At 61.0% G+C, this 25,128-nt stretch carries 18 protein-coding genes, 1 tRNA gene and 1 pseudogene; 7 read left to right on the forward strand and 13 right to left on the reverse strand.

Annotated features, from left to right (window positions below):
• Nucleotides 1–91 precede the first annotated feature (91 nt).
• The 11 genes and pseudogenes from WC421_01305 to pepF all read right to left on the reverse strand — a co-directional run bounded on the left by WC421_01305 (nucleotide 92) and on the right by pepF (nucleotide 14,116).
• Nucleotides 92–577 carry a hypothetical protein gene (locus tag WC421_01305; protein MFA5160858.1) on the reverse strand — a complete coding sequence of 162 codons (486 nt, stop codon included), beginning with the start codon at nucleotides 575–577 and terminating at the stop codon, nucleotides 92–94.
• Entirely contained in the window at nucleotides 578–1,081 is a 504-nt protein-coding gene (locus WC421_01310; protein ID MFA5160859.1) for a hypothetical protein, read from the reverse strand.
• Entirely contained in the window at nucleotides 1,078–1,578 is a 501-nt protein-coding gene (locus WC421_01315; protein MFA5160860.1) for an N-acetyltransferase, read from the reverse strand. Before WC421_01315 ends, WC421_01310 begins: the two co-directional genes overlap by 4 nt.
• A 6-nt stretch (nucleotides 1,579–1,584) precedes the next feature.
• Nucleotides 1,585–3,591, reverse strand: coding sequence for a secretin N-terminal domain-containing protein (locus tag WC421_01320; GenBank protein ID MFA5160861.1), 2,007 nt, complete (start codon nucleotides 3,589–3,591; stop codon nucleotides 1,585–1,587).
• 13 nt (nucleotides 3,592–3,604) lie between these two features.
• Nucleotides 3,605–4,684 (reverse strand): recombinase RecA, encoded by a 1,080-nt coding sequence (recA, locus tag WC421_01325; protein MFA5160862.1) that lies wholly within the window; start codon nucleotides 4,682–4,684, stop codon nucleotides 3,605–3,607.
• Nucleotides 4,671–5,681 (reverse strand): serine hydrolase, encoded by a 1,011-nt coding sequence (locus WC421_01330; GenBank protein MFA5160863.1) that lies wholly within the window; start codon nucleotides 5,679–5,681, stop codon nucleotides 4,671–4,673. The genes recA and WC421_01330 overlap by 14 nt, the downstream gene beginning before the upstream one ends.
• Complete coding sequence (locus WC421_01335; GenBank protein MFA5160864.1) at nucleotides 5,678–8,140, reverse strand: ATP-dependent Clp protease ATP-binding subunit; 2,463 nt, start codon at nucleotides 8,138–8,140, stop codon at nucleotides 5,678–5,680. The genes WC421_01330 and WC421_01335 overlap by 4 nt, the downstream gene beginning before the upstream one ends.
• A gap of 150 nt (nucleotides 8,141–8,290) precedes the next feature.
• Nucleotides 8,291–10,420, reverse strand: coding sequence for a hypothetical protein (locus WC421_01340; protein ID MFA5160865.1), 2,130 nt, complete (start codon nucleotides 10,418–10,420; stop codon nucleotides 8,291–8,293).
• Complete coding sequence (locus WC421_01345; GenBank protein MFA5160866.1) at nucleotides 10,399–11,352, reverse strand: ROK family protein; 954 nt, start codon at nucleotides 11,350–11,352, stop codon at nucleotides 10,399–10,401. The genes WC421_01340 and WC421_01345 overlap by 22 nt, the downstream gene beginning before the upstream one ends.
• Nucleotides 11,349–12,221: pseudogene (locus tag WC421_01350) on the reverse strand (tyrosine-type recombinase/integrase). Before WC421_01350 ends, WC421_01345 begins: the two are co-directional and overlap by 4 nt.
• A 20-nt stretch (nucleotides 12,222–12,241) precedes the next feature.
• Nucleotides 12,242–14,116: an oligoendopeptidase F gene (pepF, locus tag WC421_01355; GenBank protein ID MFA5160867.1), complete on the reverse strand. Its 1,875-nt coding sequence runs from the start codon at nucleotides 14,114–14,116 to the stop codon at nucleotides 12,242–12,244.
• A gap of 149 nt (nucleotides 14,117–14,265) precedes the next feature.
• Here pepF and WC421_01360 point away from each other — a divergent pair, with 149 nt between their 5' ends.
• The 7 genes from WC421_01360 to WC421_01390 all read left to right on the forward strand — a co-directional run bounded on the left by WC421_01360 (nucleotide 14,266) and on the right by WC421_01390 (nucleotide 24,585).
• Nucleotides 14,266–16,173: an OPT family oligopeptide transporter gene (locus WC421_01360; protein ID MFA5160868.1), complete on the forward strand. Its 1,908-nt coding sequence runs from the start codon at nucleotides 14,266–14,268 to the stop codon at nucleotides 16,171–16,173.
• Nucleotides 16,170–16,646 carry a hypothetical protein gene (locus tag WC421_01365; protein MFA5160869.1) on the forward strand — a complete coding sequence of 159 codons (477 nt, stop codon included), beginning with the start codon at nucleotides 16,170–16,172 and terminating at the stop codon, nucleotides 16,644–16,646. Before WC421_01360 ends, WC421_01365 begins: the two co-directional genes overlap by 4 nt.
• A gap of 279 nt (nucleotides 16,647–16,925) precedes the next feature.
• Nucleotides 16,926–19,139, forward strand: a complete 2,214-nt coding sequence (locus tag WC421_01370; GenBank protein ID MFA5160870.1) for a hypothetical protein — start codon at nucleotides 16,926–16,928, stop codon at nucleotides 19,137–19,139.
• Between the two features lie 69 nt (nucleotides 19,140–19,208).
• The gene (locus WC421_01375; protein MFA5160871.1) at nucleotides 19,209–19,811 is read left to right on the forward strand and encodes a phosphoribosyltransferase family protein; all 603 of its coding nucleotides are present in this window, start codon (nucleotides 19,209–19,211) and stop codon (nucleotides 19,809–19,811) included.
• Nucleotides 19,805–20,980 carry a class I SAM-dependent rRNA methyltransferase gene (locus WC421_01380; GenBank protein ID MFA5160872.1) on the forward strand — a complete coding sequence of 392 codons (1,176 nt, stop codon included), beginning with the start codon at nucleotides 19,805–19,807 and terminating at the stop codon, nucleotides 20,978–20,980. Before WC421_01375 ends, WC421_01380 begins: the two co-directional genes overlap by 7 nt.
• A 306-nt stretch (nucleotides 20,981–21,286) precedes the next feature.
• On the forward strand, nucleotides 21,287–23,797 hold the full coding sequence (locus WC421_01385; protein ID MFA5160873.1) for an adenosylcobalamin-dependent ribonucleoside-diphosphate reductase: 2,511 nt from the start codon (nucleotides 21,287–21,289) through the stop codon (nucleotides 23,795–23,797).
• Nucleotides 23,788–24,585, forward strand: a complete 798-nt coding sequence (locus WC421_01390; protein ID MFA5160874.1) for a phosphatase PAP2 family protein — start codon at nucleotides 23,788–23,790, stop codon at nucleotides 24,583–24,585. The genes WC421_01385 and WC421_01390 overlap by 10 nt, the downstream gene beginning before the upstream one ends.
• A 109-nt stretch (nucleotides 24,586–24,694) precedes the next feature.
• Here the strand turns inward: WC421_01390 and WC421_01395 are convergent.
• Together WC421_01395 and rpsT are read right to left on the reverse strand one after the other, a co-directional pair.
• Nucleotides 24,695–24,776 (reverse strand) — tRNA-Leu (locus WC421_01395).
• 13 nt (nucleotides 24,777–24,789) lie between these two features.
• Nucleotides 24,790–25,077 carry a 30S ribosomal protein S20 gene (gene rpsT, locus WC421_01400; protein MFA5160875.1) on the reverse strand — a complete coding sequence of 96 codons (288 nt, stop codon included), beginning with the start codon at nucleotides 25,075–25,077 and terminating at the stop codon, nucleotides 24,790–24,792.
• Nucleotides 25,078–25,128 lie beyond the last annotated feature (51 nt).

Here is a 25,128-nt window from a genome sequence, read left to right on the forward strand (position 1 = left end):
CCAAGCAGGGCTGACCATTGTGCGCTGCCACGCCCTATAATATTGTATCCCTTGAAACCGGTTTTCTCAACCCATTTCACGCAATTGGACGCTATTGCCGGTAGCCCTGGCCCAGCAGCAGCTTTTTCACAAAATCCAGGGCGCGCGCCATAAGCAGCACGGACATTCCGTCGCTTTTATAGCGCATTCCGTCCATCCGTATCTGCCCGCTCCGGGCAAGCCGGGCAAGCCGGGCTTCCACAATGGAGCGCGCGTTGTAGCGCGCCAGAATTTCCGAGGGGGAGAGCCCGCCCGGATTTTCCGCCAGCTCGCGCAGTATCCGTATGCGCCGCGCCGTCTCGCCCAGATTGATGAAATGGAAATGGCAGTAGGACAGCGCGCAGTATGTGGCGCAGTCCGCCGCGATGTCTGCGATGGCGCCGCCGCAGGCTATCTCGGCCAGCAGCAGCGCGGAGAACCCGGCGGTAAAACCCATAAACACCGCCTGCAGCAGCGGGGAAACCCTTCTTTCAACCATGGCGGCGGTCAGCCCGGCGTTTATCGCCAGCGCGACAAGCGGCAGCAGCGCCTCAAACATCTATCCCCCCTTCCCCGCGCCTATAAGCGCGCGGTAGGCCGTGAAAATCCCGGCCAGCAGCCGGCCCCTGCGCGTTATCCTGTATCTGCCGTTTTCAATGACGGCCAGCTTGTCGGACACAAGGTCGCCCAGCCGGGGGGCTATCAGCCGGCCGTCGTCAAAGCCGGCAAATATCTCCTCCGGCGAAAGGCCCGCGCCCCCCGCCGCGCGTATTGCCAGCGCGATAACCAGGGTGGGGCTGTCTGCCTCCACGGCGGAATAGGTGATTATATAGGCCAAAGCCATTGAGGCGGCGCAAAGCCCGGCCCGCGCCGCCTGCCAGCCGCGCAATGCCAGTTCGCAGCCGTCCGGCATGGCAAGGCCGGCGGCAAGCCCCGCCGCCATAACCGAAAAAAACAGGATGAACAGCGTTTTGGACTGCCGTTTCGGAATTTGAATCTGCCACCATATCAGGTGAAGCGCAAGCCCCGAACCGAATATCATCACGGCCCACAGAAGAATCACAGGCGGCCCCCCGCGCGGCGGGCGCGCGCGCAAAAACCGTCCAGCGGTCCCGTGGTCTTGCGCAGCAGCAGCTCGTCATGCCCGGACACTACAAAATTCTTCAACGTTCCCGCCCGGCGGTAGCCGAGCCTGCGGTAAAACACCTGCGCCCGCCGGTTGAACGAGGAAACGCACAGAAAGATATTGGGAGTTTCGGAAAAAACGCGCCGTTCCGCAAATTCCAGCAGCAGTTGCCCGCAGCCGCGCCCCCTGAATTCCGGGGCGACGCACACCGTCTGCACATAGCCTTTAAGCACGCCCAGCATTTGCAGGACTATGAACCCCGCCGGCGCGCCGTTTTCCCGCAGCGCGTAAACTTCCCTGCCGGGGCCGCGCAGCGATTTAAGGCAGGCGGGGTATTTGCGGCCCAGCGTAAGCCACGGCTCCGAGCCTGCCATCAGCCGCGCGCAGGCCCGCAGTTCCGCGGGGCGCGCGGTTTTTGCAATCGCGGCGCGCATCCGGGCCTACTGGTCTTTGACCAGGCGCGGGGTTATAAGCACAAGCAGTTCGCGCTCCGTGGACGATTTCTGGGAAGAGGTGAACAGCGCGCCCACAAGCGGCAGATGGCCCAGCAGCGGCACCTTGCGTATGGTGTTGATTTTCTGGTTGCTGAGCAGTCCGCCTATCAGCACGGTGGAGCCGTCCTTAACCCGTACCGACGTGGTGATGGCCTGCTTCTGCGTGTCCACCACCTTGTCCGCCGGGAAGAACTCGGAAAGCGCGGGGCGGCTGATAGCGGGAGTGATAATCAGCGTTATCATCCCGTTATCGTTAACCTGCGGCGTAACCCACAACGTTATGCCGGTCACCTGCCGTATCGGGGTTTTGGACTGCTCGCCCAGATAGCCGGAGCCGGTGAACTGCTTTACGTCAAACTGGACCACCGTGTTGGCGGTGATGGAGACTTCCGCCGGCTTGTTGTTGAGCGTTAGCACCTTCGGTTTTGAGAGGTACTGGCCGTCGCCGTTGGTTTCTATGGCGCGCAGCACCGCCGTCAACTGGTTGAACGAGAGTATGCCGAAGCTGTAGCCGCCGAAGAAGCTGGTCGGGCTGACGGAGGCGTTGCTGATGGGGCTGGTGTTATAGTCAAAACTGGGCACGGGCAGTATCTGGCCGTTGATGGGCAGCGGCAGCCCCACAAGCGCGCTGTTGCCCTGGAACTGGGCCATGGTGCCGTCGGTCGCGCCGTATTCTATGCCCAGGTTCTTGACGGTGTTGGCGTTGGTTTCCACGAAAGACGCCTCTATCAGCACCTGCGGGGGCGGCGTGTCCAGGGTTTCTATAAGCTCTTCTATGGCGGGCATGTTTTCCGGCACGTCGGATATTATCAGGCTGTTTGTTTCCGGGTACACGCGCAGCGCGCCGTATTCGCTTATGATGCCCTTGATGACCGCCAGGAAGTTATTGGTGGTTTCGTCTATTTTGCCTTTGCCGCCGGCATCCGCCTGGGCTGCCGCCGCTCCGGCGGCGTTGCTTACGTTGCCGCTTGTCATCGCGCCGAGGGTAACGTCGCCTATGCCCCTGGCCTTGATGTCCATAAGCTGGGTGTATTTCAGCTTGAAAACCCGGGTCGCAAGGCGCATTTTGGTGTGGCTTAGCTCTTTTATGGCGTAGGTGCTGCTGTTGCCTATCTGCTCGTAGCCCATGCCGTGGACTTCAAGCAGCGCGCGCAGCGCGTCGCGCAGCGAAACGTTTTCCATCACCGCGGTGAACTGCTTATTCTGCAGGTCCTTGGAGATGATGAAGCTGGCGCCGGTCTGTTTTGAAATAGCCTCCAAAATCACCGTCAGCGGCATTCCGCGCAGGTTGAGGGTTACATGCTTGACGGCAAAGCGCGTGTCCGAAGGCGGCCTGGCGCGCTGGCGCGCGGCGGCTTCCTCGTCGGGTTGCGTTTCCGTCCGGGCGGGTTTGGCCTCCGGTTTGGCGACGGCTTTTGCCGGAGGCTCCGGCCTGTCGCCGGCGGTTTTTGCGGGCGCGGCGGCTTCCGGCTGCAGCTGCGCCGCAGGAGCGGGCGGCGCGGCAGCCTGTATTATTTCCGGCTTGGCGGTGTCAGCATCCGCCGCCCTGGCGGCGGCAAGCGCGTCCTTTGCGCCGAACATCACGCGCAGCCCGTCGGGCTTGGCGATGATGAGCCATTCATCCTTGCCGGGGGCTTTGGCAAGCTCAACCACCAGCCGGGCGACGAAGCGCGTTTTCCGCTCGTACTGGCTTATGCGGGCGCGTTTTATAAGCCCGCCCTGGCCCTCCAGCAGCTTGGAGCCGGCGGGATAGGAAGTGTCCATTAAATCCACCACGAAACGCGCCGTCTTGGGCATGACGGCGGTTTTGTAGCGGACGGGGGCGCGCACCTTGACGAAAACCTCGTCCTGCGCGACAAGCGCGTCTTCTATGACATGCTTTGCGGCGGGCGGGGTCTGCGCCGCCGCGACAGACGGCAGCCAGCAGGCCAGAAACAACGCCAGTTTCGTCATATGCGCCCTCCTCTCACTCTTCCTGCGGTTTGGCTTTGTCGCCGGAGCCGCAGAGCGGCGCGGCAGCGGCCCCGGTGAGGAATTTCGCGCGCAGCGCGTCTTCCACCGTCTGGGCAAGCGCGGCGTTGTCCTTTAGGGTGCCGCGCGCGTTGTCATAGCCCTGGCCGATTTTTTCGCCGTTGTAGACGTACCAGGAGCCGCTTTTCTCTATTATATTGCACTGGGAGGCCATGTCCAGCAGGCAGCCCTCGCGCGAGATGCCCTCGCCGTGGAGCATCATGAATTCCGCCTGGCGGTAGGGCGGCGCGACCTTGTTTTTGACCACCTTGGCGCGCACTTTTGTGCCCACAACCTCGTCGCCTTTCTTGATGTTCTCTATCTTGCGTATGTCTATGCGCACGGAGGAATAGAACTTAAGCGCCAGCCCGCCGGGCGTGGTTTCCGGGTTGCCGAACATCACGCCGATTTTGTGCCGTATCTGGTTGATGAATATCAGGCAGGTCTTGGTTTTGGAGATGACGCTTGTCAGCTTGCGCAGCGCCTGCGACATCAGCCTGGCCTGCAGGCCCATGTGCTGATCGCCCATCTCGCCTTCAATTTCGGCCTTGGGGACCAGCGCGGCGACCGAGTCTATCACTATCAGGTCCAGCGCGCCGGAGCGCACCAGCTTCTCGGTGATTTCCAGCGCCTGCTCGCCCGAATCCGGCTGGGAGATAAGCATTGAATCAATATCCACCCCGATTTTGGCGGCATACGCCGGGTCCAGCGCGTGTTCGGCGTCTATGAAGGCGACGGTGCCGCCCGCTTTCTGCGCCTGCGCCAGCACATGCAGGCTGAGCGTGGTTTTTCCGCCGGCTTCCGGACCGTATATCTCCACCACCCGCCCGCGCGGCAGCCCGCCCACTCCGAGCGCCAGGTCCAGCGAAAGCGCGCCGGTGGGAATGACCTCCACGGCGCAGGCGGTTTTTTCGCCGAAGCGGACTATGGATTCCCTGCCGAATTCCTTCTCAATCTGGGCTACGGCCAGCTCAAGCGCCTTGTCCTTGCTGGATTTGGCGGCGTCCGCCGTTTTGATTTTTTCATCTTTTGCCATGTTTCCTCCGTGGGTAGCGGGCCGCTGCTGGCGGCTGCCTGTTGTCATAGCTGCGGTATGTCATATCGGCCATTCTGGCTATGTAATTGGCCGCAAAACGGTAATCCGGCACCTTCCATGTCATTATCGCCAGCACATAGTCGCCGGAAGGAGAGAACACAACGCCGGTGTCATGGCAGGCCTGGCGCAAAAGCCCGGTTTTGTGGGCCAGTTCCCAGCCGCGCGGCAGATACTTGGCGAAACGGGAATGTGTTTTCAGCCGCTTCATTATGTCCAGCATCGCCTCCGAGGAGGTTTTGTCCACCAGCTCGCCGCGGTACATGCTCTCTATCAGCATGGACATTTCGCGCGGGGTGGTGTAATTTTCCCGCGCCACCGGTTTTGACGAAAGACTCAGCCCCTCCGGGTAAATGCCGGTCATCTTAAGCCCCATGCGCGAAAACTGCGCCTGAAGGTAATCCAACCCCACGCAATCCACCAGCATCCGGGTGGCGGTATTGTCGCTTTCGGTTATCATTTTTTCCACCAGCTGGCGCACGGTCAGCTTGGTGCCGTAGCGCAGCCGCCGCAAATGGCCCGATCCGCCCCGCTTCTCGCCCCGCTTGAGGGTTATCTCGTCTTCCAGCTCTATCTCGTTGCGGCGCAGCTTTTCAAATATCGCCGCCATGATGGGCACCTTGATAAGGCTGGCAGAGGGAAACAGCTCGTCCGCCTGGTACTGCCACTGCGTGCCGGACTTGAGGTCTTTTACGTAAATGCCCATCCTGCCGGGGAAACGCGCCGCCATTTTTTCAAGCGACTGCGTCATCTGCCGCCAGCGGGCGGCGCGTTCCGGCGGCCAGGAGGCCGCGGCCAGCACCTCCGCCGGAGGGGTGAACGGCCTGCCGAAAGGCAGCCCCGCAAACCCCCTGCTGAAATCCATGCCGATTCCCAGCCGCCACGCCCCAAGGCACAGCGCCGCGGTAAACAGCAGGAAAAATGCTCTCCCCTGCATCATTTTTTTGCGAACTTCAACGTTTCGCCGTCTTCGGCGGTATCAACGAGCATGACGCTGCCCTGCTCGCATTTGCGCTTTAGCAGCTCTTCGGACAGCGGGTCTTCCAGCTGGCGCTGCAATGTGCGCAGCATCGGGCGCGCGCCGTAATTGGGGTCAAACCCTTTTTTGACCAGCAGCGCGCGCGCCGTTTCCGTAAGCTCCAGCTCCAGCCCCTGCGCCTTTAGCTTTTCGCGCACGCGCTTTAGCAGCAGGTCCAGGATTTGCGACATATGCTCCATGTTCAGCGGATGGAAGACTATGATTTCGTCTATGCGGTTGATGAATTCCGGGTTGAACACGCGCCGCACTTCCTCCATCACGGTGGACTTCATCTGCTGGTAGTCCTTCTGCTCGTCGTCATGCGCCACAAAGCCCAGCGACTTGCCCTTGGATATCAGCCGCGCGCCCACATTGGAGGTCATTATTATGACGCAGTTCTTGAAGCTGACCTTGTGGCCAAGGCTGTCGGTCATCTGGCCTTCGTCAAGCACCTGCAAAAGGATGTTGAACACGTCGGGATGGGCTTTTTCTATTTCATCCAGCACCACCACCGAATACGGCTTGCGCCGCACCACCTCGGTGAGCTGGCCGCCTTCCTCGTAGCCCACGTATCCGGGCGGCGCGCCGATAAGGCGGGAGACGGCGAATTTCTCCATGTACTCCGACATGTCTATGCGCACCATCGCGTCTTCGTTTGCAAACAGGAAAGACGCCAGCACCCGCGCCAGCTCGGTTTTGCCCACGCCGGTAGGTCCAAGGAACAGGAAACCGCCTATGGGCCGCTTGGGGTCTTTCAGTCCGGTGCGGCTGCGCCGTATGGCCTGAGAAATGGTTTTGACCGCCTCGTCCTGGCCGATGATGCGGCGGTGCAGCTCCTCCTCCATGTGCATGAGCCGCTCGGATTCGCTTTCGGTCAGCCGGGTTACGGGGATGCCCGTCCACTTGGAGGCGACCATGGCGATATCGTCGGCGCTGACGGTGGGGATTATCTGGTTTTTTTTCTCGCGCCATTCGCGGCGGGACTGCTCCAGCCCGCGGCGCAGCTCCTTTTCGTGGTCGCGGGCCTTGGCGGCGCGCTCGTACTCCTGGGCGGCGATGGCGGCGTTTTTTTCCTTCACGGCGGCCTCTATTTCGGCCTCTTTTTCCTTCATCAGCGGCGGCACGGAGGAAACCTGCAATCTCGCCCGCGAGCCGGCCTCGTCCAGAATGTCTATGGATTTGTCCGGCTGGGCGCGGTCTGTTATATAGCGGTCGGCTATGGTGGCGGCGGCGATGATGGCCTCGTCGGCGAATTTTATGCGGTGATGCGTTTCGTAGCGGTTTTTGAGGCCCTGCAAAATCTCCACCGTCTCCTCCACGGAGGGCGGGTCCACTATGATGGGCTGGAAACGGCGCTCCAGCGCGGGGTCGTGCTCTATATGCTTGCGGTATTCGTCGAAGGTGGTGGCGCCGATGCACTGCAGCTCGCCGCGCGCCAGCGCGGGCTTTAACATGTTGGAGGCGTCTATCGCGCCCTCCGCCGCGCCCGCGCCGATTATGGTGTGCAGCTCGTCTATGAACATGATTATCTGGTTGCGGGCCTTGCGGATTTCGTCAATGATGCTTTTAAGCCGCTGCTCAAACTCGCCGCGGTATTTCGTGCCGGCGACCACCGAGGCCAGGTCCACCGTCAGCAGCCGCTTGCCCGCCAGAATATCCGACACCTCGCCGGATGCGATTTTCTGCGCCAGCCCTTCCACTATGGCGGTTTTGCCCACGCCCGGCTCGCCTATCAGCACGGGGTTGTTCTTGGTGCGCCGGGCCAGAATCTGGACCAGCCGCTCTATCTCGTTTTCCCGGCCTATGACGGGGTCCAGCTTGCCCTCGCGGGCGAGCTGGGTCAGGTCGCGGGCGAATTCGTCCAGCGTGGGGGTTTTGGTCTTGCCCTTGGGCGCGGGGGATTCTTTCTGATGGGACTGGCGCTGCTGCTCCTGCGGCTCGTCGCCCTCGCCGATGAATTCAAGCACGGCTTCGCGCACGGCGTCCAGCTTGAGGCCCAGATTCTCCAGCACGCGGGCGGCGACGCCCTCCTCCTCGCGGATAAGGCCCAGCAGTATATGCTCGGTGCCGATATAGGAATGGCCCATGTGCTGGGCCTCCTCCACGGCATATTCAAGCACCTTTTTGGCGCGGGGGGTGAACGGGATTTCGCCCAGCAGCATCATGTTGTCGCCGGTGCCGACTATCTTCTCTATCTCCTGGCGGACTTTCTTGAAATCCACGCCCAGATTGGTGAGCACCTGCGCGGCCACGCCCTCGCCCAGGGCGACAAGGCCCAGCAGTATATGCTCGGTGCCGACGTAGTCGTGGTTAAGCCGCTTGGCTTCCTCCTGAGCGATAAGAATGACTTTCTGCGCCCTGTCGGTGAATCGTGTGCTCATAAGATGGCTCCTGTACTGGCTTGTGAAAACCGGCAAAATCCGCACGGCAAACAGCTTGAATCATATTATACTTTCTGCGCCCCCCGCGCAAGATTTCATTGCAACGCGGCATCACCCGTTTTTTCCGCAATGCCGTGTTTTGCCGCCGGGTTATCTCACCGGATAGCCGAAGCTTTTGGATTCGGAGTCGCTTATGATTCTCTGCCCCGGCTGGTTGAAGCGCAGGCAGGCTTTTGCCGAGCCGGTTATTTTCCCCGGCCTGGACTGGAAGGTGAATTCGGTGTGGAAATCGTGGAAATCCTTGACCAGCGTTATCGTTTTCACCGGCACGATTATGGTGCGCTTGTCCTCGGTGGTGGAATCTGTTACGCCCCAGTTGATGCCGCCTTCAAGATGCCACGTTTTGTTTTTTGGATACCAGGCGGCGGTCTGGTTTATCATCATGGTGCGCGGGTCGGAGATATAGTTGGCCGCGCCGATACTCATGGCATTGCCGCCATGCTCGCCCAGCTCAAGCTGCGCCAGGAAAACCTGGTTGCCGTCGGTTTTTTTGCTGCCGAATTTGTAGACGTCGCGCACGAAAAAATACGCCTTCCGCGAAAGTTTCCAGCCGGTTTCCGCGTTGATGGGCTGAACCTGCTGCTCCTGCGGCATGGTGATTGGCTGCAAATGGCGGAAATCCCAGCCGGTGTTTACCTGCAAATAAACCAGCATGGAGGGCCTGTAGTAGTATTTGGCGGAAAGCATGTTAAGCTCCTCGCCCGTGTCGGACGAGTTGGAATCCACACTCCAGCTGTTGGGCGAAAGCCGCTGCGTGAACGAATACGACAAATCCACATAGGCCGAGCCCAGCTTTTTGCGCATGTTGGAGACGGTGCCGTAGCGCCCTATGCCGTTGTTGGCCTGCGTGCCGGTATGGCTGCTGTTGTCCGGGGCGAGAATCATGGTCTGGTCGTAGAAGCCGGAGACGAAAAGGCTTATGCCTTTGCTCAGCGGCAGCGATTTCTGCGCCGTCCAGCGCGCCTCGGCGGTTTTCATGTAAAAATTGGTGGTGTTGGTCTGGGAACTGTCCAGCGAGGCGGTGAACATGTTCAGGAAAGGCAGTCTGCCGGCAATAGGCGCCGTCTGGAAGTCAAAGCGCGGGCGGGATTCCAGCGTCTTGACGAAATCCTTCCTGTCGGCGGTGGCGGATTCGTTGCGGATATAGCTGACGCGCGTTGTGGTGGTTCTGCTCTGGCGGACCACGGCGGCGCTTACCGTCTTGTCGGCGCTGATTATAAACGGGCTGTCGTGGACATAATCGTTGTTGAAATCCGGGTCGGACACCAGGCGCGCGTACGCCTGCGTGTAGTAAAGCGAGCCTTTGCATCCCCGGCATGTGAGGCCGTCGTCCAGCACGGCCCAGAGCTTGCCGTTTAGCCCCCAGCGGTCCAGCCGGCTGCCGGCCTCGTGTATGCGGTAGCCGGAGATGTCGCTGTCAACGGATTTCGGCTCGCGGTAAACGGCTTCCGCGCCGGTTCCCCAGCCGGTTTTCTGGTAATAATCCAGAAAAAGCCGCGTGAGCAGGTTTCTGGACGGTTTATACGCCGTGGTGGTCCTGAGGAAATTGCCGCCGCGCGAATCGTAGCCCGGCTCTATGTATGTGGTGGTTTCGCTGTCATTGCCTATGGGCTTGTAAAACACCGGAAAATAAAACACCGGGATTTTGCCTATGAAGAAAACGGCGTTGGTGCCGAAAATATATTCGTCCGGCACGGCCTTGAGCCGGCCCAGATGTATTCTGTAATGCTCGTCTTCCTTGTCGCAGCTTGTGATATTGAGCGATTTGTAGCGGTAAACGCCGTCTTCCATGTCCCCGTGTTTCGCGTTGAGTATGCGCCAGACCCCCGCGCGCGAGTTCACATTATCCATGCTTCCCCTGCGCGCGCTCCAGTCGTAAAACCCGTTCTCGCCGTAGACGGCGCTGCCGCCTTCCTGCATCAGTATCGCGGCGGTGGAATACGCCACCCCGCTGGACATGTTCACTTCAAAAATAGAGCCGCGAAGCGAACGCTCCGGCAGGCCGCCGGGGCGGTCTTTTTCGGTGATTTTGACATTGCCCTCCAGCAGCAACGTGCCGGAGGAGCGCATGTACTGCCCGCGGTCCGCCTCAAATTCAATATGCGCCGTGCCGGAAGAGGGCGGCAGTTCCCATGCCAATGCGCCGGCCTGCGCGGAAAAAACCAGCGCCGCCAATATGCCCAGCCACGCGGCGGGCCTTATTTTTTTGCCTTGCGCCATTGAAGGGCGAACATCGCCGCGCCTATGCTGCCCAGATTCGGGCTGCGCGCGGGAATGATTTTAACATGCCGGAACGGCGTGTCTATTCTCCGCTGGGAGAAAGCCTCCGCCATGCCCGGCAGGAAGTGCGCGTGCGCGCGGGAAACCCCCCCGGCCAGCACAATGGCGTCCGGGTTTATGATAAGGCACACGTCGGCCAGCGCGCGGCCCAGGTAGAGGCCGGTCTCTTTCCAGATTCTCAGCGCGTCCTCGTCGCCCTGGTCGGCGGCGCGGCAGAGCAGGTCGCCGGAAACTTTCTCGGACTGGGCCATTTTTTTCAGCAGCGAGGTGTCGGGCAGGCGGGGCAGTATCTGGGCGGCCCGGCGCATTATGCCGTAATGCCCGGCATAGGCTTCCACGCAGCCGCGGTCGCCGCAGTTGCAAAGTTCGCCCTCGTAAACCACGTTGACATGCCCTATTTCCCCGGCGGAGCCGGTGGCGCCGTGATAAAGCTTCCCGTCCAGCACCAGCCCGCCGCCTATGCCGGTCCCCATCGTTACGGCCAGCACGGTGTTGTATTTGCGCTTAAGTTCGTAATCGTAGGCGCCCCAGGCGGCGACGGTGGCGTCGTTTTCCAGCACGCAGGGCAGGCCGGTGGCCTCGCTCATGGGCTTTGCTATCTGCACCTCGCGCCATTTGTTGAGGTTGGGCGAATAGCGCACCACCCCCTTTTCGGGGTCAACGTCGCCGGCTATGCCGATGCCGGCGCACATTTTCTCGCGCCCCAGCTTCTTGCGCCAGGCGGACACGACAGCCGATATGTTCCTGACAAAAGTTTCAACGCCCTGCTCCGGCGCGGAGGCGATTTGTGTCTCCTCCCGTATGTTGCCTTCCTCGTCAACCGCGGCGATTTTGACGAAAGTTCCTCCTGCGTCTATGCCTATGCCTATCATAAGCCTCCCTTATGATGCGAGCGCGGATGCGCGCCGTCGTATACCTTCTTCAGTTTTTCCAACGTTACATGCGTGTAAATCTGCGTGGTGGCGAGATTTTTGTGGCCCAGCATCTCCTGCACCGCGCGCAGGTCGCAGCCATGGTCCAGCAAATGCGTGGCGAAAGAGTGGCGCAGCATATGCGGCGTCGCCTTCCGGGCGGAATGCGCCCTGACGGCCGTTTTTTTAACCACCAGCGCGACGCCGTGGCCGGTTATTCTGCGCCCCAGCCGGTTCAGGAACAGCGGCTCGCCCGCGCCCGGGGTTTTGCGCGAGTCCAGATAATCCCGCAGCGCGGAAAGCGCCATGTTCCCGGCAGGCGCCAGCCGCTCCTTGGAGCCTTTGCCCATCACCCGCACGAAACCGCCCACAAAATCCACATCGCCCGCGTTGAGGCCCGCTATTTCCGCCCGGCGCAGCCCGCTTGAATAAAGCAGCTCCAGCAGCGCGCTGTCGCGCAGGCCGGACTTTTCATCCTCCCTTGCGGCGCGCGCCAGGGAGACGGCCTCCTTTTCGCTCAGAAAGCGCGGCAGGGTTTGTTCCTTGCGCGGCAGCGGCAGCAGCGCAAACGGGTTGCCGTCCAGCAGCTCCTGCTCTTCCAGCCAGTTGGCGAAGCTGCGCAGCGAGGACACTTTCCGCAGCAGCGTGTTCCTGCCCGGATTGCGCGACTGCAGCAGCCCCGTCCACGCCCGCACGTTCTTGCGGGTGAAGGCGGAAACCGCCGCGCCCCCGCCGCGCGATTTCAGGAAAGCGGCGAAATCCCGCAAATCCGCGGCATACGCCCGCAGCGTGTGCGGCGAAAAATTGCGCCCGCGCAGATGCAGCAGGAATTTTTCGGCCAGCTGCTCCATCAGTTTTTCCCGTCCAGTATTTTCTCCATCTCATCCATCGTCGCGTTCATTTCCTTCATGGCGGCGGCAAACGGCTCCGAGGTGGTCATATCCACCCCGGCGTCTTTAAGCAGCTCCACCGGATATTTGGACGAGCCGGAGGACAGCATTTTCATGAAAGCGTCCCGCGCCGCCGTAGCCGGGGCCTCCGCCCGCATTCTGGCGGCTATTTCGGCGGAGGCCATTATGCTGGTCGCGTACTGGTAGACATAGAAGTTGTAGTAGAAATGCGGGATATACGCCCATTCCATGCCGTAGAGGTCGTCTATCTTGCAGACGTCCTGCGCGTCGCCGTAGTATTCCCTGAGCAGGCTCAGGTAGAGCGCGCTGAGCTTCTCGCCGGAAAGCGGCTCGTTTTTATCCGCCAGTTCGTGGATGCGCAGCTCGAAATCCGCGAACAGCGTCTGGCGGAACAGCGTCGTGCGCAGCGAGTCCAGATGGCTGCCCAGCAAAAACAGCCGGGTATCGCGGTCCTTTGTGCGGCCCAGCATGTAACGCAGCAGCAGATTCTCGTTGAGGGTGGAGGCCACCTCCGCCACAAAAATCTTGTAATCGTGCGTCGGGTACGGCTGGTTTTTGTCGGACAGGAAGGTGTGCATGGAGTGGCCGGATTCATGTGCCAGCGTTGACACCTCCTCATAAGTGCCGGTGAAATTCTGCAACTGGTACGGATGCACGCCGTAAACGCCGGTGCTGTAGGCGCCGGACCTTTTGCCGGTTGTGGGGACAAAATCCACCCAGCGGTTTTCAAAACCCGCCTTTAGGTCCGCAACATACTGCGGCCCCAGCGGCGCTACGGCCTCCAGCACCATCTGTTTGGCCTGCTCGGCGTCGTATTTGAGGTCAACCTCCTTGACGACGGAGGCGTAGAGGTCCTCGTATCCCAGCGTTTTAAGCCCCAGCATCCGCTTGCGCAGCTTCAGATAGCGGTGCAGCGTCGGCAGGTTGGCATGGACATCGGCTATAAGCTGCTTGTAGACTGCGGACGAAACATTTGAATCAAACAGCGCCGCTTCCAGGCAGCTGCCGAACTTGTGCGTTTCCTTGTTAAACTGATGGGTTTTGACAAGCGCGTTCAACGTTGTGCCCAGGGTGCGCTCAAACTTTTTGTACTCGCCCCAGAAGGTCTTGAACACCTTCTCGCGGTCCTTGCGGTCCTGGGCGGCGCGGTATTTGGTGTATGCCTGCGCGTCCAGCCGGACTTTCTCGCCGTTGGAGAGCTTTACTTCCGGGTAAGGCAGGTCCGCGTTTGTGAATATCCCGTAGGTGTCATACGGGGCGGAGGCCATCATCCCGGCCTGCGCCGCTATCTTTTCCTCCTGCGGGGAAAGGGTGTGCGGCGCATAGCGCAGTATATCGTCCAGCCAGGGTTTGAACGGCGCAAGCCGCGCGTCCGCCGCCGCGAAACCCCATATTTTGTCCGTTCCCAGCGCCAGTATTTCGGGGCGCAGGTAAGAGACGGCGGCGGAATACTGCACCGACAGCGACTTGGCGGTCTCTTTCATCTCCAGCGTTTTGGAGACGCGGGTATCCTCGTCGCTGCGCATGCTGGCGTAGGTATAGAGGCGGGAGAGGTCCCTGTCCAAATCCATCATCGCGGAAAGCGCGGCGTAAAACCCGTCCGCCGAGACGCCCAGCTTCCCCTGGAAATCCGCCATTTTCGGGATGCGGGCGGCCAGGTCTTTTGCCGCGGCGGACCAGGCATCCTCGCTGGGATAGAGGTCGGCGGTGTTCCATTTGTATTTTTCTGGCACGTCGGCGCGCTCGGAAGCGCGCGCGCCACCGGCGCACAACCCCGCGGACAACGCAATCAGCAGAACGGTTTCTTTTCTCATAAATTTCTCCTGTTCTCCGGCAGCGGAACATCTTAATTATATCAATATCATATTTTTGCCGCGCGGGCGCGTCATTGACTGGAAATCCGGGACGGGCTATAATTACATATTACTTGGGAAAATCGGGGGAATATCAAGGAGAGGCCGCCATGAGCCGCACCGTTATGGAAAAATCAGAAACAGCCAGACCCGCGCCCGAAAGCGCGCAGCCCGCAGACGCGATTTACGATATAAGGCCCGAAAAAACCGCCTGTCCCGAAGACGCCGAACTGCACTGGTACCGCAACGTATACCAAGGCGACGTGCCGCAGCTTACACTGCGCGCCGTGGTGATGGGCGCTTTTCTGGGCGGTTTCATGGCGCTGTCCAACCTTTACGTCGGCCTCAAGACCGGCTGGGCGCTGGGCGTGGCGATAACGGCGTGCATACTCTCCTTCTCGCTGCACAAGCTGCTGATGACGCTGTTTCCGCGCCTCTTTGCCACCGAGATGACCATACTTGAAAGCACCTGCATGCAGACCACCGCCTCCTCCGCCGGATATTCCACCGGCGGGACCATGGTGTCGGCTATTTCGGCTTTCCTTATAGTTACGGGCCATCATGTCCCCTGGCTGACGCTGACGCTGTGGACCGTTTTCCTTGCCCTGCTGGGCATATCCATGGCCATACCGATGAAGCGGCAGATGATAAACATAGAGCAGTTGAAATTCCCCTCCGGCATAGCCGCGGCGGAAACACTGAAAAGTCTGCACTCCAAAGGCGGAGAGGCGGTCAAAAAGGCGCGCATACTGGCGGGGGGCGGGATTTTCGGCGGGCTTGTGGCCTGCCTGCGCGACGCGGCGCATATAGTGCCGGATAAAATAGCCCTGGGCTCCTGGGCCATAATGGGCAAGCCGCTTGCGGGCTGGACCATAAGCCTTGACGGCAGCGCGATAATGATAGCCGCGGGCGCGATTATCGGCTGGCGCACCTGCTGGTCGCTGCTGCTGGGCGGCATAATAAACTACGGCATTCTTGCCCCGAAAATGGCCGCGCTGGGCGTGATAGACATTTCCCAGATCGGCTACCGCGAGATAGTGCGCTGGAGCACCTGGGCCGGCGCGTCCATGATGGTAACCTCCGGCCTGCTGATGTTTGCGATGCAGTGGAAAACCAGCCTGCGCGCCTTCAGCGGGCTGGCCGCCATATTCAGCCGCAAAAAAGAATGCGAAAGCACGGACCCGCTGGCGAACGTGGAGCCGCCGGTAACATGGTTCGCCTTCGGCACGTTGTTTGCGGGGCTGTGCTGCATGCTGCTGCTGCACTACGCTTTCCAAACCACATTCCTGATGGGCGCGGTGGCGGTGGCGGTAACTTTCCTGCTGGCGATAGTCGCCTGCCGCGTTACCGGCGAGACCGACACCACCCCCATGGGCGCGATGGGCAAGATAACCCAGCTCACCTTCGGCATACTGGCCCCCAGCAACATGGCCACCAACCTGATGACGGCCAGCGTTACCGCCAACGCCGCCAGCACCTCGGCGGATTTGCTGACCAGCCTCAAAACCGGCTATCTGCTGGGCGCCAACCCGCGCAAGATGTTTATTGCCCAGTTCCTGGGGATTTTCGCGGGGACGCTGGTGGTGGTGCCGGCTTTTTATCTGCTGGTGCCCAACGCCTCGGTTCTGGGAACAGACCAGTGGCCCGCCCCCTCCGCGCAGGTGTGGGCCGCCGTGGCGCGGCTGCTGGCCAACGGTTTTGAATCGCTTCATCCCACGGCCAAAATGGGAATGCTCATAGGCGGGTTGGTTGGCATACTCATCCCGCTGGCGGAGATGAAATTCCCGGAATACAAAAAATACATCCCCTCCGCCACCGGCATCGGGCTGGCGATGGTGATACCGTTTTACAACTCGCTGTCCATGTTCCTGGGCGCGCTGGCGGTGATGCTGGTTGAAAAGAAAAAACCCGCCCTGTCCGAGATGTGGACCATTCCGCTGGCCTCCGGCATAATAGCGGGTGAATCCATACTGGGCGTCGCGGTGGCGCTGCTGGCCGCCGCCGGGATACTGCATTGAAAGCTGCCGGCGCATTGCTGCTGGCCGGCGCGCTTTCAATGGTGTTGCTGGCGGCGGGCAAAAGCGCGCCGCCGTCCGCCGGGCTTATCGCCTACGAATTTCTCTCGGCCATAGGCGTTTGCGGCGCGATGTACGGCATGGTTCTGCGCGACATGAAGCCGCTGTGGGGCCTGCCGGACAAGGTGTTTTTCGGGCTGGTTTTCGGCCCCGCGCTGGCGCAGATGGGCCTGGCCGCGCGCGCGCCCGAATTGTTCTGGGCCGCGCCGCTGTGCTGGGCCGTGCTGTGGCGCATGGCCCGGCGCGCCGCCGCCCCGCCGGAGGATGCGGCGGACAAGTTCCGCCTGCCCATACCGCAAAGGGCTTTCCTGTGGGTGTTCCTGCTTCTGCTGCCGATATGCGCATGGGACTGGCGGCAGTTTCCGGCGCTCTACGGCATCTGGGCGCTGGCGCTGGCGATACTGCGCTCCGCCTGAAAATTACCGCGGCGGGACAGCGGAATTCCGCGCCGGACTGTCCCCGCCACCGCCGCCCCGGTTCTCGCTGCCGGCTGCAATTTTTGTATTTCGCTCAATAACCTGAAAATTTCAGGTAACAAATCCGCGCATAATAATGAGCGCGACGGCGCTGCTTTGATGTAAAATGAAGTGGAATCAGTTGCGCGTTGCGCGCGGAAGGGATGCAAGCCGAATATCATAAAGCTGCGTGGTGAAAGCCGTGATTTTCACCCAAAGACTTATCGGGAGCATGTCTCAATGGAATTCGTAGGCAGGCTGGTCAACTGGATTTTCAAGTATGTGGCCGTCGTCCTGCTGGGGCTGCTGCTGGCGGCGGGGGTCTGTTCCTATATAGCCTCGCGCATGTTCACTCCGGCGCAGTTGGCGGAGCTTGCCGCCGCGCAGATAGAGGATTTCACCGGCAGGCCGGCGCTGGTGGGCTCCGCCGAGGTGTCGCTTGTCAAAGGGATACGGATAAAGTCGCTGCGGGTGATAGACAATGCCAGCCCTTTCGGCGCGGACCTGGCCTCCGCAAAAGAGATAGACGCGGACTTTGAGTTGCTGCCGCTACTGGGCCGGCGGCTTGTAATCAAAAGCCTCACGCTGGTGGAGCCGCGCGTGAACCTGGTCCGGTATGCCGACGGGCGCTGGAATTTCGCCGGCGCCGCCGGGCGCCCGGGCCGGGCGGGCGGCGCGGGGCCGGCGGCAGTCCATGCCGAATCAATAAGCATAACCGGCGGCGCGGCGACGCTGCGCGACATCGCCTCCGGGACCGCGCGCGAACTGGACGACATAAACCTGCAGGTGTGGAATTTCAGCTGGAACAAGTATTTCCCCGCCAGCTTTGCCGCGCGGTACGCGCCGCGCGCGGGCGCGCCCCCCGTCTCATTCAGCGGCGACGCCATGGTTACGCTGGCCGGGCTAAAATGGCAGGACGCGGCGGCGCCGAAAATTTCACTCCGCGCCGAATACAGGGGCAAAAAAATCGTCGTGGACGGCAACGTAGCCGATTTCTCCGCGCCGAAAGTGGCTTTTGACGCCGCCGTCCCCGCCGTGGCCGCAGGCGAGCTGGAGGAGTTTCCCGGCCTCTCGCTCCCGGACGGACGGGTCAGCGCGCGGCTGCGCTTTGAGCGGGGCGGGATGCAAATCACGGGAATAAACGGCAATTTCGGCCCGGCGGTTTTTTCGGCGGAGGCGGAGGCGGATTTCCCGCATGACGCGCCGCCGGTGTATAAAATAGAGGCACGCACCACCGCGCCGGTGGACCTTGCCGCCGCCGCCGGACGCTGGGACAAACTGGCTCCGTATTCGCCTTCGGGGAGCGCGCGGGCGGAGCTGGCGCTGTCCGGCAGGGGGGGACAGGTTTCCGTTGACACCTTCACGGTAACGGTTTCCGGCGGGAAGTTCAAATGGGGCGGGTTTGCGGTGTCGGATGCGGCATTTTCCGTTTCGGCCCGCCCGGCGGACAAATCGCTGGAGATAACGGTCAGCTCGGGCGCATGCGCGGCCTACGGCCAGAATTTCTCGCTGCTCTCCGGCAGGCTGGGATACGCGCCGGACACCTTGTCGGTTCCCGCATTTTCCGGCAGCCTGGGCGGGGAAACGTTCAAGCTGTCCATGACCATCAAGAAGCTGAAATCCGCGGACCGCCTCATATATGTGATGCTGGACGCGCAGCGCATACGTTTCCCGCAGCTGTTCATCACCGTTTCCGACATTGCCGCCGCGATAGGCGACGCTTCCCCCGAACGCAGGGGGCGCGCGCCGCGCACATTCTCGGGCCCGCTGGCGTGGCTGCGCAATTTCCGGGAGAGGCTGCCGGCGTTCATGCCCAATATAAAAGGCTCGCTGCACGCGCGGGAGATGGAATCGCCCGTGGTGTCTGGCAGGGATTTGTACGCGGAGGTGAACCTGCGCGGCCTGGCCCCCGGCATGAAAACCCTCGCCGGCACCATAGACGTACAGGCGGGGCCGGGAGTGATTTACCGGCTGGAGGAGATGGCCTCCCGGGACCAGGCGCTTAAAATAACGTTCTCGCCTTTTCTTGCGATGCACAAGATGGACAATGCCGGCGCGCTCAAGGCCGGCTCCGTGCTGGAGGATGCCGGCTACAACACCATGGGCGCGGCGGTGGATTTCCGCTCCGGCGACATGACGGCGGAGAATTTCTACCTTTCCGGGCCGGTGATTTCCGCCTGCGGCTCCGGCGACGTGGGCTGGGCCGACGAGGACCTGGGAGTGTCGTTTTACACGTTGTTTTCAAGGACGCGCAATCCCGGCAGCCTTTCGGAAAGCCTGACCGACGCCAGCGGCAAGCCCGCGCTGGCTTTCACGGTTACAGGCTCCATGACGGAGCCGAAAGTCTCCATCAACAGCCCCAGGGAAACCGGCGGGAGGATAGAGCGGGCGGTGAAAAAAGCCGTGCGCACCGATTTCCGGGACATGAAGCGCTTCGTAAAAACCGGGCGGTAGACTTTGCGCGCCCGATTTGCCACACTGTAGCACACAGGCCGCCGGGCGGCGGCGTCAACGGAGGAGAATATGTCGGAAGATCCCAACAACCTTGATATGGTGGGTATATTGCAGGAGCACGGAGCGATTCTGAACGGGCATTTCGTGCTGCCGTCCGGTTTCCACAGCCAGAGTTATGTGCAAACCTCCCTCGCCATGCAGTACCCGCATATCGCCCACAAGATAGCAAAGGCGATGTCAGGCAAATTCCCGCAGGAGATAGACGTGGTGCTTGCGCCCACCGCGCAGACCCATGTGATAGCGCAGGAAGTGGCGCGGGTGCGCAAGGTGCGCGCCATCTACGCGGAAGGCTCCGGCGGGGCGATGATACTAAAGCGCAATTTCCGGCTTAAAGAGCATGACCGGGTGCTGGTGGTGGACGATGTCATCACCACGGGCAACCTCTCCGGCGCGGCGGTGGCGCTGGCGCAGCGCTACGGCGCGCGGGTCATGGGCGTGGCCGCAATAGTGGACCGCTCGCTGGGCGGGCTTCCGCTGCGGGTGCCGGTGCGCTCGCTGATTTCCTATCCGCTTCAGGTGTATCCTCCGGACCAGTGCCCGCTCTGCGCGCAGAAGGTGCCGCTTGTCGCGCCGGGCGGCACGCCCAAGCCGCCGGAGGATGACCAATGCTGACAGGGGAAGCAGTCCGTCTTCAACTGAACCCGGGGCAGGAGCGCAGGCTGGAAGCCGGCCACCAGTGGGTTTTTTCCAACGAACTTAAAACGGTGGACACCTCGGTCCCCCCCGGCTCGCCCTGCGAGATAATATCCTCGCGCGGGAAGCGGGTGGCCGTCGGTTTTTTCAATCCGCGCAGCCTGATAGCGGCGCGGGTGCTCTCCCGCGGGGAGCTGGAGCCGGATTTCATCTCCGCCCGCATCAGGGCCGCGCTGGAATACCGCAAAAGCCTGGGGCTGGAGCGTTACGGGCGCATTGTATTTTCCGAGGCGGATTTCCTGCCCGGCCTTGTCATTGACGCCTACGGCCCGCTTGTGGTGGCGGAAATACTCTGCGCCGGGATGGAGCGGCAGAAACCCAAAATCATCGCGGCGATAAACGAAGTGCTGTCCCCCAAAAGCATATTGTTCAAAAACAGCAGCCCTTTCCGCGCGCTGGAGGGCCTGTCGTCTGAAAACACCTCCGAAGGCCATGTGCCGGAGGAGGCCGAGGTCCACGAAAACGGGCTTAAATACTCCTTTTCCGCCACTGCCTGCCAGAAAACCGGCTTTTACTACGACCAGCGCGACAACAGGGCTTTCCTGGCGCAGCATTGTTCCGGGCGGAAGGTGCTGGACCTTTACTGCTACACCGGCGGCTTCGCGCTGGCCGCCGCGGCGGCGGGCGCAGCCGAGGTCTGGGGCGTGGATTCGTCCCAGCCGGCCGTGGACGCCGCCATCAAAAACGCGGAGCTTAACAAACTGCGCGCCTCCTTCCGCCGCGAGGATGCGGAGCGCGTGCTGGCCGCGTTAAAGGACGGTTCGCTGCCCGTCAAGCCGGATGTGATAGTGCTGGACCCGCCCAATCTGGTCAAAAGCCGCAAGAATCTGGGCGCGGCGCTGCGGCTTTACGGCAAGCTCAACGAGTCCGCGCTGCGCGGCCTTCCCTCCGGGGGATTGCTGGCCACGGCCTCCTGCTCGCATCATGTGAGCAGGGAGGAGTTTGTCCATATGCTGCGCGGCGCCGCCGTGCGCAGCGGGCGCAGGGTGTCTCTCGTCGAGCTGCGCGGCCAGGCGAAAGACCATCCCGTGCTGCTGGCCATGCCGGAAACCGAGTACCTGCATTTCGCGCTTTTGCGGGCGGTTTAGCCTGAATGTTTCAGTTGGTTGCGAGAACCGAGGCAGCGCGAAATAATGCCGAACGAAATTATCCGCGCGCGCCTCACTGCGCGAAAGGATAATTTTGTGAAGGCAGTATGAAGCGATTTTTCGCCGAATTCCGCAATCCAACTGAAACACTCCGGCCAGGGCTTTTCGTCAGGAAATTTGACATTATCCGGCAACCGTGTTAAAGTAGTGAAACCTGAAAATTTTTCCGCAACGCGGAAGGGTTTTGCGGCCCCTCCGCCGGCCCCCGCGCAAACCGCGGCGCGGGGCTTAACAAGGAGCATGCAAATGACAAAGACGATGATCGAACCCAGGAAGAAAATCCAACTCTCGCCCAATCAGGAAAAAGTGATAAAAGACAAGTATCTGCGGGACTCCGCCACGGTGGAAGACTGGTTCCTGGGCATAGCGCACAATATCGCCCTTGCCGAAATCCTTTTCCACCCCGATGCCGAGAAATGGGGGGTGTTCACCGGCGTCAGCCACACCGCCTACGGGCCGCACCGCAACGGCGTTACCACCGGCAAAATGCTGCTTTTCCACGAAGGGATTTACGATTCCGAGCAGCGCGACGCGAACTTTTTCAAGCTGATGCGCAACCTGGAAGACGCCTACAAACACTTTGACGCCGCCCGCGAAACCGCCGATTTCTGGCAGGAGCAGTATTACACCCTGATGTCGCAGATGGATTTCCTGCCCAACTCGCCCACGCTTATGAACGCCGGGCGGGATTTGCAGCAGTTGTCGGCCTGCTATGTGCTACCGATACCGGATTCCATAGAAGGAATATCAAAGGCGCTGCACGCGCAGAGCCTTATCCAGAAATCCGGCGGGGGAACGGGGTTTTCCTTCGGCAACCTGCGCCCCAAGGGCGATATCGTCAAAAAGACCAAGGGCGTGGCCTCCGGCGCATTGTCCTTCATGCAGCTTTTTGACAAGCTGACCGATGTGGTCAAGCAGGGCGGCACCCGGCGCGGCGCCAACATGGGCGTGCTGCCGGTGCGCCACCCGGAAGTAAAGGATTTCATAACGATGAAAGCCTCCGGCACGTGCATGGAGAACTTCAATATCTCCGTGGCGATAGACGAGGATTTCATGAACGCCGTCTCCGCCGGCGAGGATTACGAACTGGTGAACCCGCACACCGGCAAGCCTTCCGGCAAACTCAACGCGCGGGAAGTGTTCAACATGCTCTGCGAATCCGCCTGGAAATCCGGCGATCCCGGCGTGGTGTTCATGGACCGCATGAACGGCCCCAGCTCCAACCCGACGCCGCATCTGGGCCGGGTGGAAAGCACCAACCCCTGCGGCGAGCAGCCGCTTCTGCCGTGGGAGCCGTGCAACCTCGGCTCGCTCAACCTGCCGCATTTCATAAAGGGCGAGACGGGGCGCGCAGCCATAGACTACGACGCTCTGGGCAAAACGGTGGAGACCTGCGTGCGCTTTCTGGATGATGTCATAGAAATCAACAATTACCCCCTGCCGGAAATAGAGAAGATGGCCAAGGGCAACCGCCGCATAGGGCTGGGCCTGATGGGCTGGGCCGAGACGCTGGTCCGCCTGGGCGTCCCCTACGACAGCCAGGACGCGCTGCGCCAGGCCGAGGAGCTGATGTCTTTCATAAACGAGCGCGCGCTGGCCGCCTCCGAGCATATAGGGCGCGACCGCGGCGTGTTCCCGAACTGGAAAAGCTCCGTCTACGACCAGAGCGGCCCCAATTTCCGGGGACATGCCAGAATGCCGCGCAACTGCGCCCGCACCACCATCGCGCCCACCGGCACCATCGCCATCGCCGCGGGGCTGCAGGGCGGCGGGATAGAGCCGTTTTTCGCCATCGCCTACACGCGCTACAACGCGCGCGCGCTGGACGCGCTCAAAAACGGCCAGACCCCGGATGCCAACGACGTTTTCTTTGAAATCAACCCGCTGTTCAAGGAAATAGCGCGCCAGCATAACTTCTTCGGGCTTAAGGAAGAGACCCTCTGGGCCAAGATAGACGCCAACCACAAAGCCATACGCGGCATCCCGGAGATACCCGAAAATATCCAGAAGCTGTTCCCCACCGCCCACGACGTTTCGGTGGAGTATCACATAAGGATGCAGTCCGCGTTCCAGAAGTTCGTGGATAACGCGGTGTCCAAGACCATCAACATGACCTCGTCGGCCACGGTGGAGGATGTGCGCAAGGCCTACTCCCTGGCATACGAGCTTAACTGCAAAGGCGTTACCATATACCGCGACGGGTGCAAAAGCCAGCAGGTGCTAAACATCGGCACAACCGCCGAGGATGCGACCAGGAAAAAGAAGGAGCGCAAGCCCTTCGGCGTCGCCTCGGAGTATTACCAGATAACCACCGGCTACGGCCCGCTGCACATACATATCAACTACGACGACAGCGGCCCCTACCAGGTGTTCACCAATATCCCGCCGCTGGGCACGGAAATAAGCGGGCTCACCTCGCTGATGGGCATACTGCTGTCCAAGTATCTTGAAGCCGGCGGCGAGCCGGAAAGCGTGCTAAAGCACCTCAACTCCATCAAAGGCGACCGGCCCATAGGCTTTGGCGAAAACCATGTCAATTCCATCCCGCACGCCCTTGCCATCGCGCTGCGCAATCATCTGCGCAAAAACGGCACGTTGGAGGCGGCGACAGCGGCCAGCGGCCATGAAGCCCGGCTGGACCTCTGGGACGCGGCGCGCTCGCTCTACTGCCCGAAGTGCTATTCGTCCAATGTCAGCTATCAGTCCGGCTGCTCGGGCCCGACCTGCCACGACTGCGGTTATTCGGAATGCTCCTGAAGACAGCGCTATTGTGCCTTGCCCTCGTCCCCGCCGCCAAAGCCGGCGGGGACGAGACTGTTTTGTTCTCCCCCGCCTATGGCAAGCGGGTGGTGAAGGACATTATTGAAGTTCCCGTAAAGCCGTTCCACTGGGACAAAAAGGACCTCACTATTGCCGGCTCCGTGCTGGGAGCTACGGGGATAGCGTTCATCTTTGACTCGCAAATCCGCGATTACTATTACAATCCCGCGCACCGGAACAATTTCTGGGATTCGGTAAGCGACGTCACCACCCATTTCGGGGATTACAAGATGCAGCTGCCGCTGATTATGGGTTCCTGGGCGGCGGGGCTTGCCACGGGCAATTCCACCCTGACCAAAATCGCCGCGGACGGAGCGGAGGCCAGCATAATCGCCGCCGGGCTTATAACGCCGATGCTGGTTTATATAACGGGCCGTGCGCTGCCCTGCGACGGCGAGGATGCCTACAAATTCCGCCCCTTCACCCCGATGCGCTATTCCTTCCCCTCCGGGCACACGACCGAGGCGTTCACCATGGCGGCGGTGATAGACCAGAATTTAAGAAAGCATTTCGGCTACTGGCATACGCCTTTTGTTTACGCCATGGCCGTGGGCACGGCGCATTCCAGGGTTTATGACGAGACGCATTATCTCTCGGACGTCGTGCTGGCTTCCGGCATCGGCTGGGGCGTCGGCTACTGGATAGCCAACAAGCCGCGCAACCCGGAAAACAGCGTAATGCTGCTGCCTTCCCCCTCCGGCCTGATGGTGGCGGTTAAATTTTAACCCAAATTCTGCGCCTCGGTCCTTGCGCCAACTGAAATTTTCAGGTTAACAAGCCAAAGGCCGCGCCGGATTTCGTTTGAAATCCGGCGCGGCCTTTGCTTTGTGAGAGTGCGCGGGGAGGGACTCGAACCCTCATGTCTTTCGACATACGCCCCTCAAACGTACGCGTATACCAATTCCGCCACCCGCGCGGAAAACCGCCGTTTATGCCGGCTTGGCCTGTTTCGCCGCCGCTTTCGCGAGCCGCGATTTCTTGCGGGCCGCCGTTTTCCAGTGGATGACGCCTTTTTTGGCAGCCTTGTCCACCACCGAGGAAACCTTGCCGTATAACTGCGAGGTTTTGGCCGCATCGCCGGTTTTGAGCGCGGCGGAGTATTCCTTGGCGGCCAGTTTGATGGTTTTGCGAACGCCTTTGTTGTGGCTGGCCCGGCGCAGGGCCTGGCGCGCGGCTTTAAGCGCGCCGGTATGCCTTCCTGTCTTTAATTTCGCCATATTTCAATATTATATCGCTTGCCGGACGCCCCGTCAATGAAAATCCGGCGG

The sequence above is a fragment of the Elusimicrobiales bacterium genome (assembly GCA_041651175.1).
Classification (GTDB): Bacteria; Elusimicrobiota; Elusimicrobia; order Elusimicrobiales; family Elusimicrobiaceae; genus JAQTYB01.